The 15,415-nt window shown below is 55.8% G+C and carries 12 protein-coding genes; 7 read left to right on the top strand and 5 right to left on the bottom strand.

Going from position 1 to position 15,415, the window contains the following annotated elements; translation table 11 throughout:
- Window positions 1–624: 624 nt before the first annotated feature.
- Window positions 625–1,482, top strand: a complete 858-nt coding sequence (locus tag NB063_RS24610) for an SDR family oxidoreductase (protein WP_250931683.1) — start codon at window positions 625–627, stop codon at window positions 1,480–1,482.
- A gap of 55 nt (window positions 1,483–1,537) precedes the next feature.
- On the opposite strand, the gene NB063_RS24615 is transcribed toward NB063_RS24610, so the two are convergent.
- Window positions 1,538–3,025, bottom strand: a complete 1,488-nt coding sequence (locus NB063_RS24615) for a DUF1570 domain-containing protein (RefSeq protein WP_250931684.1) — start codon at window positions 3,023–3,025, stop codon at window positions 1,538–1,540.
- A gap of 545 nt (window positions 3,026–3,570) precedes the next feature.
- A complete protein-coding gene (locus NB063_RS24620) occupies window positions 3,571–5,031 on the bottom strand; it encodes a protein adenylyltransferase SelO (RefSeq protein WP_250931685.1) in 1,461 nt (486 codons plus the stop codon).
- A gap of 396 nt (window positions 5,032–5,427) precedes the next feature.
- Between NB063_RS24620 and NB063_RS24625 the strand changes: the two genes are divergently transcribed.
- Both NB063_RS24625 and NB063_RS24630 read left to right on the top strand, forming a co-directional pair.
- Window positions 5,428–7,224, top strand: coding sequence for an arylsulfatase (locus tag NB063_RS24625; protein ID WP_250931686.1), 1,797 nt, complete (start codon window positions 5,428–5,430; stop codon window positions 7,222–7,224).
- A 122-nt stretch (window positions 7,225–7,346) separates the two neighbouring features.
- Window positions 7,347–8,243 (top strand): alpha/beta hydrolase, encoded by an 897-nt coding sequence (locus tag NB063_RS24630; RefSeq protein WP_250931688.1) that lies wholly within the window; start codon window positions 7,347–7,349, stop codon window positions 8,241–8,243.
- A 36-nt stretch (window positions 8,244–8,279) separates the two neighbouring features.
- Here the strand turns inward: NB063_RS24630 and NB063_RS24635 are convergent, their stop codons facing one another.
- Window positions 8,280–9,572: an MgtC/SapB family protein gene (locus NB063_RS24635; protein WP_250931690.1), complete on the bottom strand. Its 1,293-nt coding sequence runs from the start codon at window positions 9,570–9,572 to the stop codon at window positions 8,280–8,282.
- Window positions 9,573–9,910: 338 nt separating this feature from the next.
- On the opposite strand from NB063_RS24635, the gene NB063_RS24640 reads away from it, so the two are divergent.
- Window positions 9,911–10,804, top strand: a complete 894-nt coding sequence (locus NB063_RS24640) for a cation diffusion facilitator family transporter (protein ID WP_250931692.1) — start codon at window positions 9,911–9,913, stop codon at window positions 10,802–10,804.
- 200 nt (window positions 10,805–11,004) lie between these two features.
- Here the strand turns inward: NB063_RS24640 and NB063_RS24645 are convergent, their stop codons facing one another.
- Window positions 11,005–11,592, bottom strand: coding sequence for a hypothetical protein (locus tag NB063_RS24645; protein WP_250931694.1), 588 nt, complete (start codon window positions 11,590–11,592; stop codon window positions 11,005–11,007).
- Between the two features lie 166 nt (window positions 11,593–11,758).
- Here NB063_RS24645 and NB063_RS24650 point away from each other — a divergent pair, with 166 nt between their 5' ends.
- Window positions 11,759–12,505 (top strand): hypothetical protein, encoded by a 747-nt coding sequence (locus NB063_RS24650; protein ID WP_250931696.1) that lies wholly within the window; start codon window positions 11,759–11,761, stop codon window positions 12,503–12,505.
- Here the strand turns inward: NB063_RS24650 and NB063_RS24655 are convergent.
- Window positions 12,494–13,450 (bottom strand): YdcF family protein, encoded by a 957-nt coding sequence (locus NB063_RS24655; protein WP_250931698.1) that lies wholly within the window; start codon window positions 13,448–13,450, stop codon window positions 12,494–12,496. The two genes, NB063_RS24650 and NB063_RS24655, sit on opposite strands and share 12 nt — an antisense overlap.
- A 192-nt stretch (window positions 13,451–13,642) precedes the next feature.
- Between NB063_RS24655 and NB063_RS24660 the strand changes: the two genes are divergently transcribed.
- Together NB063_RS24660 and NB063_RS24665 are read left to right on the top strand one after the other, a co-directional pair.
- A complete protein-coding gene (locus NB063_RS24660; protein ID WP_250931699.1) occupies window positions 13,643–14,653 on the top strand; it encodes a DUF4261 domain-containing protein in 1,011 nt (336 codons plus the stop codon).
- On the top strand, window positions 14,653–15,342 hold the full coding sequence (locus NB063_RS24665) for a DUF2461 domain-containing protein (protein ID WP_250931700.1): 690 nt from the start codon (window positions 14,653–14,655) through the stop codon (window positions 15,340–15,342). Before NB063_RS24660 ends, NB063_RS24665 begins: the two co-directional genes overlap by 1 nt.
- Window positions 15,343–15,415 lie beyond the last annotated feature (73 nt).

The raw sequence follows: 15,415 nt of genomic DNA on the forward strand, positions 1-15,415 counted from the left end.
CTCGCAACCGAAGCACGAATGCGATACGGCTCCCACTCGGGATGGTCATGAAAGAACGGAGCTCAAAACACCCGTTCTAACATCGCCGCATTATCGCATGTTGTAAACTCGACATCTATCAATCGGATCCCCACGAGTGGTTCGGCCACGGGATCGGACTGTTCATCCGTTGCCCCTTCTGGCGACACAAACGAAGGTGTCGCCGGCTCGTCATCTAGCAATGCCCGCGATTGCCGAAGGTCACGTGTGGGAGCGCAGGAGTCGAAGCGTTTCGCGGACTCTGTGCTGCTTCGAGGAAATTAGCAACACGTTCTACTGTGAACTCGACACCGGCGGTAACGTGACGGTTGGTCGATCGAGTCTCAACTCCGCGAGATCTGTTCTCGCCAATACGCTGTACGCCGGTAATCCGTAGTGACAGGAAGAGGAAAATCGGCGGAGCAAAAAATCCCCCCTCGCTCGGCTTGCAGATTTGTTGTGCTTTTTGCTGACGGTCGCCTACCATGAGTTGCCGACCGACTATCCTGTTCCAGGTCTTCGTCATCTCCGATAGTCTGTTCGTGCAATGTCACGCATCCAGTATCCAGCGACACTACATCGGGGTGTTGCCAACCGAGATCTCCCATGAATCGCAAACTGGTAGCCATTACTGGCGCAACCGGATCGCTCGGCGCCGAGGTCGCCCGCGACGTGGCGGCAGCCGAAATTCCTGTACGCTTAATCGTTCGCGATGCCACTCGTGCTTCACACTTTCCTGGCGCCGATGTTCGCGAAGCCGTCTATCAGGATACCGACGCATTTACCCAAGCGGTTGAGGACGTCGACACAGTTTTTCTCGTTTCTCTACCCGAGTCGGACCAACGGCGAAATTATCATCGATCTGCAGTGGAGGCGTGCCGACGAGCGGGTGTTAATCGGATTGTTTACACCTCGTTAATTAATGCCTCCCGCGATGCGACGTTTACGTTGGCCCGTGACCATTACGACACCGAGTTGGCAATTGAAGAGGCCGGGATCCCGTTCATTTCGCTCCGGGATAACTTTTACACCGACATGCTTCCATTGATGGTTACCGATGGCGTGATCCGCGGCCCTGGGGGGAGCGGCAAGTTTGCTCCTGTCGCGAGAACGGACGTCGCTGCCGTGGCGACCTCGGTGATCCAAAATGAGATCGGCACGACCGAGCGTCTCGACGTGACCGGTCCCGAACTGATCGACCTTCATGACGCCGCACGGCTGTTGTCGGACATCACTGGCGAACCGGTGAGATACGAAGAGGAAACGATCGAAGAAGCCTACCGATCACGAGCGAAATTCCACGCCACCAAAGTCGAACTCGATGGATGGATCAGCAGCTACAAGTCGATCGCCGAAGGTGAAATGTCAATCGTCAGTGACACGGTGCAACGACTAACGGGACGTCCGGCACTCACCCCGCGAGAGTATCTCGAGCAGCTCCTCACCGAGAATGCCTCCGCATAAACTCGACCTTGGGCGGCGTGAGAATTGCATCTTTCAGGCAACGAAATGACGCGCGTTATCGTGAGATCGCCGCCATCGCTTTCTCGGCCATAAGCCGATTGGGAAATGTTCTCACCTGAGAACGCCCACCCGAGCGACGCTGCATCTCTTTGACCGCCTCCGGTGAACTGGTCAACGCCACGGTCCCGCCATAAATCACTAAATAGTGAGTCTGATTTTTGATCGGATCGACATAGTTCAAGCCCATCAGGTGTTTGGTCATTTCCTGTTCGATGTCGGGATAGTCCTCACCAAAATGCTTGGTGAAGACTTCACTCGGCGACGCGACCTGATCCGAAATCTGTTCGATTCCTTCGAGTGGACGCAGTCGACTGCAGTCGAGAACGCAGGCGAACAACTCCTTCTGATGTCGCCGCGACAGCATGTGAATCAGCCCCCAGGCGTAGGCATAGTCGAGCGAGTCCAGTTCATCCGACGACGTGATGCGTTGGATCGTCTTTCCCGTACCACGGGGCTGATTCGCTTCCCAGTCTCTCGAAATCTCCATCATTCTCAACTGGTTTGCCGATCCAAGCCCGCTCCAACGAATGCCTTTTTGAACGGAAGTCGGTGCGTAGAATTCCGCCAACCCTTCGCTCAACCACAACGGCCAGCGTGAGAGTCGTTGTTGCACACCAATGTTATGAAGGATTTGATGGGCTCCCTCGTGAGCGATGGTCGAGATCGCATTCTTGACTGCAATCTCAGGCGCATGGTCGGATAGATCGGATCGTTCGTAAATGAACGCGGCATTGGTCTCGGCGTCATAGTAAGCCACAACGCCCTTAGGCATCCGCCGGTACTCTTGAAACTGATCATCGGTGGCAAACGCGATCACCACCAACGGCAACTCCGGTTCGTGGACATCGATCCCGGATCGCTCGAAATACTTTCGCACCGCTGGGTACATCGACTCTAAAATCGTTCGAGACGACCGAATAAACAGCTCGCTTGAGTTGTAGAGATACAGGAAACGACGACTGCGAATCGTTTTAAATCCCGCCAGCTTCGGGTCCTTCAACAATTTCGCTTCGATCGAGTCCATGTCCATCGGCACAAAAGGCTTCTCAGTCGCACGAGTCTCTTCGATTGGGAACGACTTCAATCGTCCGTCAGGCAGCATGACAACATGGGTGTCGCCGATACTAACATGCAACCGGCAGACAATCTCTTCCCCCTCTTCATCACGAACGAGGATCGATTCCCCGTTGGAATAAGTGATCTCGCCCGGGGTTAATCGCAGTCCGTCGGAATCATCCGCCGCTTGAGCGGGCATCGCGTCAGCAGGCATCGCTGAACCACCAAACGGAGTTCCTGAGGCGCCACGCAGACTCGCTTCCATGTCTTTGCGTCGCTCTTCCATCTCACGCATCGACTGTTCCATCCGACGACGTTGATCTTCGAGCCTTTGTCGAAGTCCGCCTAATGGATCAAATTGGGCCTGAGTGAACGTCGCCGTGACCGACGCAACGAGAAAGATGATGAGAGTTGCGAAGCGAAACATCTGGGGCCCCTGGTTCTTCAGAAATGACGACGTCGTATGCAACGGAGGTCGCAGAAAAAAATGTCAATCGCGTCGTCGTGCGATTGGCATTTGTCCAAATTGCGAAACAGATCTCGGATAAAACGGTCACCTAGTGGTTTGCAGCCTTGAGACTTCGCGTGGCACCGGACGGCTCGCGCCGTTCCGCTAAATTTTTTAGCGCTAGGACGCAAGCTTTCCGGTTCCGCAAGTCCCCAAGTTTAAATCAATCAAAACACCAGATGTTTGTCGCCATAAAAACTCGTGGTGACACCGGACGGCTCGCGCCGTTCCGCTAAGTTTTTTAGCGGCTGGGCGCAAGACCTCCGGTTCCTGCAATCCTCAAGCATCACTTTAACAAAGCCCGGCGTTCGTGTTTGGCCGGTAGACCAGTCTAATAATAAATCCGCCGTGAGCGCGATGAAACAGGGCAACTCGAAACCCGACTGCCATCTTCGCACACAACGAATGTCGCGAGAATCGGATGCGACCCACTATCGCAACAAACCGGTCTCGCAAAAAACGCGTCACGTGCCGCAGAAAGTCGCTTGCACCACTTCATCGCCTTGCGGTGCATCTTCGTACTCGGCAAATTCCTCTCGAGGCGTAAACGGTTTCTGTAACACGTCGGTAAGACGATGAAACAAACTGAAGTCGCCTTCATAGGCCGCCGCGATCGCTTGTTCGACGCGATGATTCCGCGGAATGTAAACGGGATTGCTGCGCCGCATCAGCGAAATCGCTGCGTCAACATCTCCCTGTCGCAATCGACTTTGCCAAGCCGCAAACCACGACGTGATCGCATCGGGTTGATCGAAAAATGTTTCGAGCAGACTGATGTCATCTTGCTCGATCGCGTCCGCGAGATGACGAAACACCAGCGTGAAGTCGGCTGAGTTTTCCGCCATTGTGGAAAGTAGCGTTTCGACGAGCGCCCAATCTCCTTGGCTTCCGTCCACGATACCGATTTTTCCAAAGAAGCGTTTTTGCAACTCCGCGTAATGAATTTCGCTATACGCCTCGAGCGCAGCCTCGGCGATCAAAACCGCCCGCGGTGAATCGTCGTCGAGCAGCGGCAAAAGGGTTTCGGCGAATCGGCTGAGATTCCATTGCCCGATCGATGATTGCTTCGCGAACGCGTATCGACCTTGATGGTCAATCGAACTGAATGTCTTCGCCGGATGAAACGTATCCATGAACGCACACGGTCCATAATCAATCGTCTCTCCCGACACGCTCATGTTGTCGGTATTCATCACGCCATGAATGAAACCGAGTTGCATCCAATGCGCGATCAACTTGGCTTGTCGTTCAATGACGCCTTCCAGCAACGAGAGGTAAGGCTGCTCGGAATCGACAGCTTCGGGATAGTGTCGATTGATAACGTAGTCGGCGAGTATTTTTAAGTTCGCTTGATCTTCGCGTGCGGCAAACCACTGAAAGGTTCCGATTCGGACGTGCGACCGAGCTACCCGCGTGAAAACTCCGCCGGCCATTGGGCATTCACGGTAGACGCGATCTCCACTGACCACCGCTGCGAGTGCTCGGGTCGTCGGCACACCGAGCGACGCCATCGCTTCGGAGACGATGTATTCCCGCAGGACCGGTCCGAGTGCAGACCGCCCATCACCTCCGCGTGAAAAGGGCGTGGGGCCGGAACCTTTGAGATGAATGTCGAAACGAACGCCGTCGGGGCGGACGACTTCACCGAGCAATATCGCCCGACCGTCACCCAGTTGCGGCGAGAAACCACCAAACTGATGCCCGCAATACGCCATCGCTATCGGCTCGGAGCCCTCGGCGAGTTGATTGCCAGACAAGATTGCGGCCCCCTCCTTCGAATCCAGAATGGCGGCGTCGATCCCAAGTTCAGCCGCGAGATCGTGATTGACGCGAATGATTGACGGATTGCTCACAGGGCTCGGCGTCACCGAGGCGTAAAAAGCATCAGGCAAACGGGCGTAGGTATTGTCGAAACGAAAAGGCACGTCGAAGCAATCAGTCGGAGGCAGGCGATCGTTTTGGTAATCGCACTCAATAGGCGAAGGGAAACAGCCCGGCATTGTAGCAGCTTCCGGAAAACGGACCGTCCCGGGAAAAAGCGGCTCCAAACGTCAAGGAAGCTTAGCGTTTACACCCAAAAAAGCGGAAAACTTGCCCGCCCAAGGTCGATAGATTACGCTCGTCGATGACCGTTTCGCCGCCGTCGCTGGTCGATACTGCTGGTGGCATCCTTCGAATGCAGCATTTTGTTCACCAGGACGTCAAACGCTGTGCTCCAGTGAACACGGCACAGCTGAACGGCGGTACGATTTGGACGCGTACGGTTTTGCCAACGGCATACGACTTCCGATCCCCCAATCCCTCCTCAGTCGCGACAACTCATGACAACCAACCTTCGGCTCCTCCTGCTCACCGCAGGGATGGTCCTCTGCGGATCGCTTACCGCATCTGCCACTAACATTGTGTTCGTCATCTCGGATGACCAAGGCTACGGTGACCTGGCGTGCACCGGTAACCCGATCATCAAGACTCCGAACATTGATCACTTGGCATCCGAAAGCTCGGGGCTCAGCGATTACCACGTCGCTCCGACTTGTTCCCCCACACGCTGTTCGCTGTTGACCGGTCACTGGACGAACCGAACCGGTGTATGGCACACGATCATGGGTCGATCGATGCTGCGTGAGAACGAAGTGACCGTCGCTCAAATGTTCTCCGATGCCGGCTATCAAACTGGCATGTTCGGAAAGTGGCACCTCGGAGACAACTATCCCTACCGTCCCGAGGACCGCGGTTTTACGGAAGTCTACCGGCATGGTGGTGGTGGAATCGGCCAAACCCCTGACATTTGGAACAACGCGTACTTCGACGGTTCGTATTTCCACAACGGCAAGATCGTTCCCGCCGAAGGTTTTTGCACGGACGTGTTCTTCGAGCAAGCCAACGCGTTTATTAGTAAGTGTGCCAAAGAAAAGAAACCATTTTTGGCCTACATCGCGACCAACGCGCCCCACGGACCGCTGCACTGCCCACAGAAGTATCTGGACATGTACAAGGATCAGTCCGACAAGATCGCCGCGTTCTACGGAATGATCACCAATATCGACGATAACGTTGGGAAGACACGCCAACTACTCGATGAGCTCGGAATCACCGAAGACACGATTTTTGTCTTTACCACAGACAACGGGACCGCTACCGGTGCGAAGGTTTACAACGCGGGCATGCGAGCCGGCAAAGGCAGCCCGTACGACGGTGGACACCGCGTACCGTTCTATCTGCACTGGCCCGCGGGAGGCATCACCGAACAACACGACGTCGATGAACTGACACACGTGGTCGATATTGTGCCGACGCTACTTGAAATGACCGGTGTGAAGAAGCCCGATGACGTCAAATTCGATGGCGTCTCCATCGCCGCGTTACTCGACCCCACCAAAGATGTTGATTGGCCCGAGCGTTTTGTGATCAGTGACTCGCAACGCGTTCGCGATCCGATGAAATGGCGAAGTTCATCGGTGATGTCGAAGAAATACCGACTCATCAACGGCAAAGAACTTTACGAGATCGGCGTCGATCCCGGACAGGAAAATAACATTGCGAAGGAACACCCGGAAGTCGTGACGACGATGCGGGAGTTCTATGAAAAGTGGTGGGCCGATCTCGAACCCACTTTCTCACAAACGACCGAAATCTACCTCGGCCACGCTGATCATCCCGTCGTCAGCCTGACCGCCCACGACTGGATCCAAGAGATCTATCCACCGTGGCACCAGGGTTCGATCCGCGCTGCCGATCGCAAACACCCGGATTCGGAAAAACTCAAACACCTCGGTCACTGGGCCGTTAAGGTGATCAAGGATGGCAAGTACCAAGTTTCACTCCGCCGCTGGCCGGCCGAGTCGGGAGCGGCGATCAACGCAGCACTTCCCGCTGGTGAACCCGTTCCGGGTGCCTCGGAGGCGTTTCGCGAAACCCCTGGCAGCGCCATCGGCGCCACTCATGCGGTCCTACGAATCGATAACCAAGACCTCGATCGCAAACCGGTCGGACCGGGTGCCGAAGAGGTGAGTTTCGTCACGGAACTCAAATCGGGATCGCATCAACTCGCCCCAATCTTCGAAATTGAGGAAGGCGAACTGGGCGCGTACTACGTGGTGGTCACCAGTCTCGATTGATTTCCTTGTCGTTGCACGCGAGACACCGCGCTGGCCTCTGTTCGTACGGACCGAGGCCAGTGTCTTTTGATGGCATCGATGAATTCAACTCGCTCCCTTGTGGACTCACGACGAGACATTTCATGAAGCAGACCAAACATGTTTTTCTCTGCGCGGTGATCGTCGTTCATTGCTTGACGGTTTCGTTGCGAGCAAACGAAAGCAACGCCTTGGACATCAAACGCGACATTGTGTTTGCCGAAGTCGATGGCAAACCGCTGACGCTCAATCTGTATCTTCCGCCAAGCGACACGGCGTGCCCGCTCGTTGTTTGGATTCATGGTGGAGGGTGGCGTGGTGGATCAAAAAACAGTCCTCGGATTCGGGATGTGGCGAACAATCGCTTTGCCCTGGCCAGCATCACCTATCGATTCACAAACACAGCGACCTTCCCAGCACAAATTCACGACTGCAAAGCCGCCATCCGTTGGCTACGCGCGAACGCGAGTCGATACGGTTACAACGCCGACCGGATTGCGGTCGCGGGTTCTTCCGCCGGCGGTCACCTCGCATTGTTGCTGGGCACGAGCGGCGGGGTGACCGAATTGGAAAGAACCGTCGGAGGCAATCTGGAAACGTCGTCAACCGTCCAGGCTGTGATCGATTATTACGGCCCGTCCGACTTTGTTTTGCGAGGGGAAACTCAACCCGAGCGGGCCTACACTGACGAGTCAGGCAGTTTCGCGTTACTGGGCGGTGTTGACGGAAAGAGGCTCGATATCGAATCCGAGAAATTCGCCAGTCCCACGCAGTATGTATCCTCGGATGATCCTCCCTTGTTGGTTTTTCACGGAACATCCGACACGACGGTGCTGTTGGACCAAAGCGAACAAATCGCAAAACGGTATTCCGAAATAGGCCTGCCTGTTGAGCTAGTCGTCATTGAACATGCGGGGCACGGCAGCACAATATTTTTCAACGATGCCAATCTGCGCAAGGCAACGCGGTTCCTCCGCGAACACTTGCGAGCCCCTCACTGAATCGGCGGTGTCGGTCTCGCCATTTCGCCTGATCGATTAGCCCGCCGCCAGCGCGACCTCCATGACCTTTCCGCCACCAAACGACGCGGCGTCAAACTCCGGCCAATACGCGAGCAGCAACCCACCGGCTATCGCAGCAATGCCAAAGGTCACAACAACATAGATCAACAACTTGCGACTGCCCAACAATGCAACTGCGCCGGCTTTAAAGAACAAGTTGGACATTGTTGCGAGCAAGATCACACGCCAGGCGGTGGCCGCCTCCACGTGGTTGTCGTTAAACATCTTGGCGGTCGAAAGCGTGATCGCATCGACGTCGGTGAGCCCCGAAATACCGGCTATCCAGTAGAGAGCTTGGTCGCCGAAGATTTCTCGCGCCGCCGCCACGACGAACAAGACAACGGCATACAGAAAGCCGAAGAAGATTGCGGGTTTGAGCTGGGCAGGATTGTCGTGATCCGGCGGGTCGGAATCCATCTTGCGAATCGGCAGATACAACAGGACGCATTCAATCACCATCACCAGCAACATCACCGACATAGGCAATGCCGCAACACTTAGCAGCCTCGGCGCAACGACTCCGATCTCGATCAACACTCGCACGTTGACGATCGCGGACGCAATCAAAATCACAAGTGCCGCCATCGCACTGATGCTGGGTGAATTTTTGGTTTGCCGGGCGTAACTCACCGTCGTCGCGGTGCTGGATATCAGACCACCCAACACGCCACCCAAAATCGCTCCGACCCGTGTTCCCAAGATTTTGTACGCGACATAACCCACCATACTGATTCCAACGATCAGGACGACCATCCGCCAGATGTCGTATGGATTCAACACGTCATACGGTCCATATGTCTCGTCCGGCAGGATTGGCAGGATGACCAAACCGATCAACGCGAGATTCATGACCGCGCGCAGATCTTTGTCGGTCATCGCGTCCACGAGGCCATGCAGTCTCTGTTTCCAATGAAGTAACACGGCGGCGATGCCAGCGATGACGATCCCCGGTCCGGTCTGGCCAACGCCGATTGCACAACCGATACCGAACATCAACAATGCAGCGACTTCCGTAGTCATGCCTGCATCGAAATCCCCCGAACGAATCTTGGAAACGTTTGCGATCGTCAGTAGGACCGCGATTGCCAAGAGTCCCGCGGCGCACATCCAGCCCCGGCTGTCTTCACCGACCAACGTGCACAGCGTTCCAAAAATTGCAATCAGCGGAAACGTTCGAATGCCCGCAATTTCGGAAACCTTCCATTGCCGTTGGAGACCAACCAACAGTCCGAGGCCCAGAGAAATGGCGATAGCTTGATAAATTTGCATGGAAGCAGGCAGCTAACCGGGTAAACGTCGAGAATGCGTTAACAAACACCAGCAGTCTAACTTAGCCGCCTCGTCGTGCGTCGAAAATCCATGTCGCATGGTGAGGCGGCATTCAACGTTTGCTGATCTGTCTTTCAACGGCCGTTTGCGGATGCCCTTGACAATGATCACCGCATGGTCGTCAATGACGCAGACCGGAGGATAGGGGTATCCGACCGGTGTGCGCATGCGACAATGCGTTCGGGAGCTTGACGGACAATCACAACACGCCACCCCAAGCAGTCGTGGAGGCGAGTTTCAGTTGTTCGTCGATGGAGAAAACAAATTGAAACCGTGACATGACGCACATCGAACATTCGCCCTATCGTGACGCAACACACGCTGCGGCGATTGGATTGATCGTCAACCTCGGTTTGGCGATTTCCAAACTCGTGGGCGGTATCATTGGACATTCGTTTGCGTTGTTGTCTGACGCGGCGAATTCCATGGGTGATGTGCTGACGTCATGCGTTGTCCTGTTTGCGTTGCGGGTTGCTCAGAAACCTGCTGACGCCGAGCATCCGTATGGGCACACACGCATTGAAGCGGTGGCGGGTTCGAACGTCGCCGTTCTGATCATCGTGTCGGCGTTATGGATCGGTTGGGAAGCTGTTGACCGCTTTTCGACGTCTCACATGGTTCCTCCGGCATGGACATTGGCAATCGCGGGCAGCAACGTCGTGATCAAAGAAGTCTTGTACCGCTACAAAATGAAGGTGGGCAAACGAACCGGTTCGCTAGCGATCATCGCAAATGCCTGGGATCACCGCAGCGATGCGTTGTGTTCGCTGGCAGTTCTCATCGGATTGGCAACGGTTCGGATGGGCGGTGAGTCATATATGTGGGCCGACGATGCCGCGGCGATGGTGGTCGTCGCCGCGATTCTTTGGACCGCGTTCGGACTGTTGCGACAAAGCACTCATGAATTGATGGACGCGCAGGCGGACGACGAGATCGTCGCCGCGATTCGAAACACGGCACAACAAGTCGACGGGGTGCTGGGCGTCGAAAAGCTGTGGGTTCGCAAGTCAGGCTTGGAGATGTTTGCGGACATCCACGTGCAGGTTGCCCCGGAACGCACGGTTGCCGACGGGCATCGGATCGGCCACGAGGCGAAGTCGCTGCTGCTCAAAGAATACCCAACCCTTCGCGACGTGTTGGTGCACCTGGAACCCTACTCGGCGACCGGGTGACGAACCAAGTGCGGCTATTACGCAGCCTCGATGCGAGACACGTGTTCAAGTTTGGGGTGTGTAGTGACGCGGATTATGCGTCAGGGCCCCGCCGTATCGTTCAGGCGAAAACGCATAATCGCCTGAGGACGAGGACGGCTTTTGGAAGCCGTACTCGATTCAGGCGAATATTTGCGATTAATGTCCCGCTGTGACGCCGCCTACAGGTTTGGCGTGGTATAGGGCTCGACGTCTCCGACCATGTGGAAGTGGTTATGGTCGACATAGACCACTTCGATTGCTTCGCGGTCATGCAACGTGTGCGGGACCGGGTACCCTACCGTGGTACGCTCGTCGAAGTAAACCGTGCACTTGTAGTGAGCGTGGTGCAGCTGAGCCGGTCCGATCAAAGGATAGAAACGTGGCGGGTCGATGTAGTCGGCAATCTTCTCTTTGATGATCCGCACATCGTTGCGTTGTTTCTCCCAAAGCAACGGAATCCCGCCTTGAACCGGTCGTGCCTGCTCAAGAGCCTGCATGACTTCATCGTCACTTGGCGGATCCAATGCCACGGGAGCCCCGCCTGAAGTCGTCGGGCCGAGGATCGGCACGCGGTCGTAGCGTTCTTTGTTGTGGAACTTTTGTTCTTGCAAGAACTGATAGTACGGGCTGACGGGAATAGGATACTCAAGGAACCCTAAGTTGATGTTATTGCCTCCCAGACCGTAACATCCGGTCGAGGCGATTGTCACCATCGCGAGCGTCCAGAGACTGATGCGAGACAGAGTTGAGTTCAATAACCGGGTCATCCGAGCAACCTTCCGTGGTTTCATCGTGTTCGATAAAGCAAGCTGCCTACGTGCTGCCGATGCAGTTTGCTTGCAGTTCGCTTGCATAGTACTTCTATCGTGTCAAACTGTGCCGGTCTTGCGGATAATTCCGGAAATTCGTCCGTTTTGCCAAATCCGACCCGCCATGAGTGCCCCCAATCCCTATCAATCCAGCGGTTTCGTCGAGGAAAACGGCAATAAGCCATCCGAGACGATCGTCGCCGATGCGCCGAAAGAGGAAATCGACCAATTATCACGAAGGCTCTCGCGGATCGGACAAATGCTGCTGATCGGCTATTTCGTCGCCTTGCTGCCGGCCTGGTTGTCGTTGGCGATGTCCGTCTGGATGAGTGACGCTGCTGGGCTGGCCCGCTATTTTCGCGAATATCACGGGCATCTCATTTTGCTTGCCGCGTTGATGGGTGTTGGTTTGGTGGGTGGTGTCGGATGCAGTTTCACGCCACGTCGCGAACGATTCTATTTAGGGCTGGCCAATTTTCTGAAGATTCTGGTTGGGGGTGCCGGATTCTGGATGCTGCTTTCCGTCCGCGCGCCCTCCTTCTCATTCAACCTGATGCCGTTGTTCCTGGCTGTGCTGTTTGCGATGTGGATGGCCAGCGAAGCGGCGGTACTGGGTTTTCTGCGTGCTTCGGCCTACCGCAATGACGAACGCTTGGTCGGGCACGGCTGCGAACTTGCGATCGGGCTGCTGGCAACCTCCGCGGGATGCTTTTCCTGGTGGTCTCTGATCAACCACACTGCGGAATCCATCACGCTCAGCGGCCTGCTGTTCTGCGTCACCGTCACGACCTCGCTCGCCGTATCGATCACGATCTGGGTGCTGCGATGGTTTCCGATCATTCGCAGCGGCCGAGCGGACTCAGCGTCCTAGGATTCGGGCCAGCAATTCCTTTGCCGCGAGCGAGAAGTTGACGTGACTTTCGCTGTTGGGAACCAACTCCGCGGCCACGAACGGCTTTTCAGTTCGCTCACTGCGAAAGGCACAGGGTAGCGGGAGCAGTTCGAGGCCATTTGATTTGGCCAATCGAATGGCCCGCGGAATGTGAAACGCACTTGTAATCAATCCGACACGCTGAGAATCGCTTGCCGGACGGCCGATTTGGGCGAGCCAATCTGCCGGCGGATCTTTTAGAAAAGCCGCGAGCGACGCCATTTCCTGCGACGTATTCTGCTCCTCAATCGAGAAAATGTGTTCCGCGGGCACGTTTAGCGAAATCAGCAGGTCCCGCCCCAGTTTCCACGGATCGCCGATCCCGTCGGTCGACGAGCCCGTGGTGATGATCGTTTTCGTGGCCCCCGCGTGATACGCCTGAGCAGCGGAAACGATGCGTTCGCCATCACTGGTGACTTCACCGAACCCATCCATCACCAGTCGCGCGCACCCACCCAATGCCACGACCGCATCAAGCGGCAACTCGGGCGATCCCTCACCATCTTTTCTGACCCTTTGTTCCAGCGCTGGGTGCGGGTCTACGATCAGCGGAGCTTCAACGCAAGACATCAGCGTTTGGCTAAAACGGCAGTTGCCGACGACCGTCCACGCGATAAACAATGTAAAAAAAATGACGGTTTTCCCGCGATGCGAAGAATACGCATGCCACAGCGTTGCCGCCAATAGCGAGAGCCACACTAGCGAAACCGGCATCACCAGATTAGTCGCGCCACGCCCCGCCGCAACGAATCCCTGTTGCAGATAGGTCGCCAAAACCAATCCCACGGGCAGTAAACTCGTAATTGCCGCTACCGTTAGCAGGCGTCGCAAGTCGCTGTGGGGCACCCTATCAATGTCGATGGCGGAGTCGGTCGGTTTTTTCATTCGCTCAGATCCTGGCAAAGTGGGGGGAGTACCGCAGATTAATCACTCCGACAGAGGCGCGAAGCGGGTTGAAGACCGGTTTCTCCCGCCGTGATCTCCACCTAAACTTGCCGTTTTGGTGTTCACCACTGCGATGCCCGTTTTACCTGCGTCCGAATGATCGGGCGAACAACTACCAATCGAGGATTCTTTATGGCTAAGGGACTTTTCACCCAAGGCATCGTGGTTCTATTGCGTGAAAACGTGAGTATCCAACAGGTTGCGGAGGCAATCGACGAGTTCTACCCATCCGAGCCGACTGAGAGTTCCGAGGACTGGACGTTTCTCGGCCCAGCCGTCTTGATGAACATGGACGAAGACGGCAGCGGCAAGGTCGTCGTTGACGTGGTCGATCAGCCGTGGCCCGATTCGATGGGCGACGCCGATAGCGAAACGGAGATCGAACGAAAGATCAACGAAGCCTGGGGGCTCGGAAACTTCGGCCCCCACAACTTCCCCGGTTCGCTCCAACGGGCAGCTGAACAATCTTGGGTTTGGGAAGAGGGACGTGAAATCGGCGACCAACCCAAAGCTTTTGTCCGCGTTCGCAGCTCCTACGTTCTCGGCCAGGACGACGACGCACCGATCCTGCCGGAAGGTTATGAACCGTTCGATGAACTCGCCCTCGTCACCGAAATCGCCGCCGCGATCACGGAATTGCCGCAAGCGATCTGTTACTTCAACCCCAACGGCGAGGTCCTGAGGGATCTGACCACACTCAACGAGAGCTTCGAATACGCCGAGGAAAACGACTTCCCGCCTTTGGATCTCTGGTCCAACGTTCGATTGTTCCGTCTCGACGACGAATGGGCGACGATGGACACGGTGGGTAATGCACAGCTCGATCTGCTGGACGTCGAAGCTTGCTTCCACGCGGAGTCGTACGAGTTCGCCGAAGTCGAACAATTTCTTCGCTTGGTCACTTGTTTTCTCGAGGAAACCGAAGAACCGATCGAAAGCGGTGATTCGATGGAAGGACCTGGCGACGTGATTTGGAGAGTATGGGAAGTTGAAGGCAGCATCAGCTCGCCACAGCGCAGCGTGCTGCGTTGCCTGCCGCAGGACGGACGTGAAGTCCCACCCCAATGTGCGGTTGCAGGCATGAATGACGAACCAACACCTGCACCGGAGGGTGAGGGCGGAGCGACCGAGGAATCGAACTGATGCCAGCGGCGTCACCGATTTCATTGAAGCTGTTTGAGTTTCTCGACGATCTGTCTCGCAACAACGACCGGGACTGGTTTGCCGCTAACAAAGATCGCTATGAACGTGATCTGCGGGAACCGGTCTTGGACCTGATCGGCCAACTAGAAAAGCCGCTCCGCCGGTCCGCACCGATGCTCCAGGCGATTGCCAAACGCAGCGGCGGTTCATTAATGAGAATCCACCGAGACACTCGTTTTTCAAAGGACAAAACGCCCTACAAAACGAACGTCGGCATTTCGTTGCGTCATCAAGCAGATAAAGACATTCACGCCCCCGGCGCGTACATTCATCTCGCCTATGACGAGTGTTTTGTCGCGGCGGGATGCTGGCGTCCCCAGCGGGAGACTCTCGCGGCGATCCGGAAAGCGATCGCTCACAATCCCAAAGCGTGGCGACGAGCTCGCGACAACCGCAAGTTCCGTGAGTCGTTCCAGCTTTCGGGTGAATCGCTTAAAACGTCTCCACGCGACTACGACAAAGATCATCCCGAGATAATCGACCTGAGACGCATCGACTTCATCGCGGTCGCTCCGCTGTCGCCTACCGACTTCACGAAACCCGATATCGTTCCCAAGATCATCGGGCTCCTTCGCGATGCCAAACCGCTGATGCGTTTCCTTTGCGACGCCATCGACGTCCCCTACTGAACTCAGTCGCCCCACGACAGGCTTGTGCGAGCAAGCCGAGCGTTCCACTCCCGCCCCATTCCAGCCTTCAGGT

The organism is Aporhodopirellula aestuarii (genome assembly GCF_023701485.1).
GTDB lineage: Bacteria > Planctomycetota > Planctomycetia > Pirellulales > Pirellulaceae > Rhodopirellula > Rhodopirellula aestuarii.

What these genes read in the sequence shown, in the direction of transcription:
- NB063_RS24610 (WP_250931683.1), top strand. Translation starts at nt 625, where the DNA reads ATGAATCGCAAACTGGTAGCCATTACTGGCGCAACCGGATCGCTCGGC.
- NB063_RS24615 (WP_250931684.1), bottom strand. Translation starts at nt 3,025, where the DNA reads ATGTTTCGCTTCGCAACTCTCATCATCTTTCTCGTTGCGTCGGTCACG.
- NB063_RS24625 (WP_250931686.1), top strand. Translation starts at nt 5,428, where the DNA reads ATGACAACCAACCTTCGGCTCCTCCTGCTCACCGCAGGGATGGTCCTC.
- NB063_RS24630 (WP_250931688.1), top strand. Translation starts at nt 7,347, where the DNA reads ATGAAGCAGACCAAACATGTTTTTCTCTGCGCGGTGATCGTCGTTCAT.
- NB063_RS24635 (WP_250931690.1), bottom strand. Translation starts at nt 9,572, where the DNA reads ATGCAAATTTATCAAGCTATCGCCATTTCTCTGGGCCTCGGACTGTTG.
- NB063_RS24640 (WP_250931692.1), top strand. Translation starts at nt 9,911, where the DNA reads ATGACGCACATCGAACATTCGCCCTATCGTGACGCAACACACGCTGCG.
- NB063_RS24645 (WP_250931694.1), bottom strand. Translation starts at nt 11,592, where the DNA reads ATGACCCGGTTATTGAACTCAACTCTGTCTCGCATCAGTCTCTGGACG.
- NB063_RS24650 (WP_250931696.1), top strand. Translation starts at nt 11,759, where the DNA reads ATGAGTGCCCCCAATCCCTATCAATCCAGCGGTTTCGTCGAGGAAAAC.
- NB063_RS24655 (WP_250931698.1), bottom strand. Translation starts at nt 13,450, where the DNA reads ATGAAAAAACCGACCGACTCCGCCATCGACATTGATAGGGTGCCCCAC.
- NB063_RS24660 (WP_250931699.1), top strand. Translation starts at nt 13,643, where the DNA reads ATGGCTAAGGGACTTTTCACCCAAGGCATCGTGGTTCTATTGCGTGAA.
- NB063_RS24665 (WP_250931700.1), top strand. Translation starts at nt 14,653, where the DNA reads ATGCCAGCGGCGTCACCGATTTCATTGAAGCTGTTTGAGTTTCTCGAC.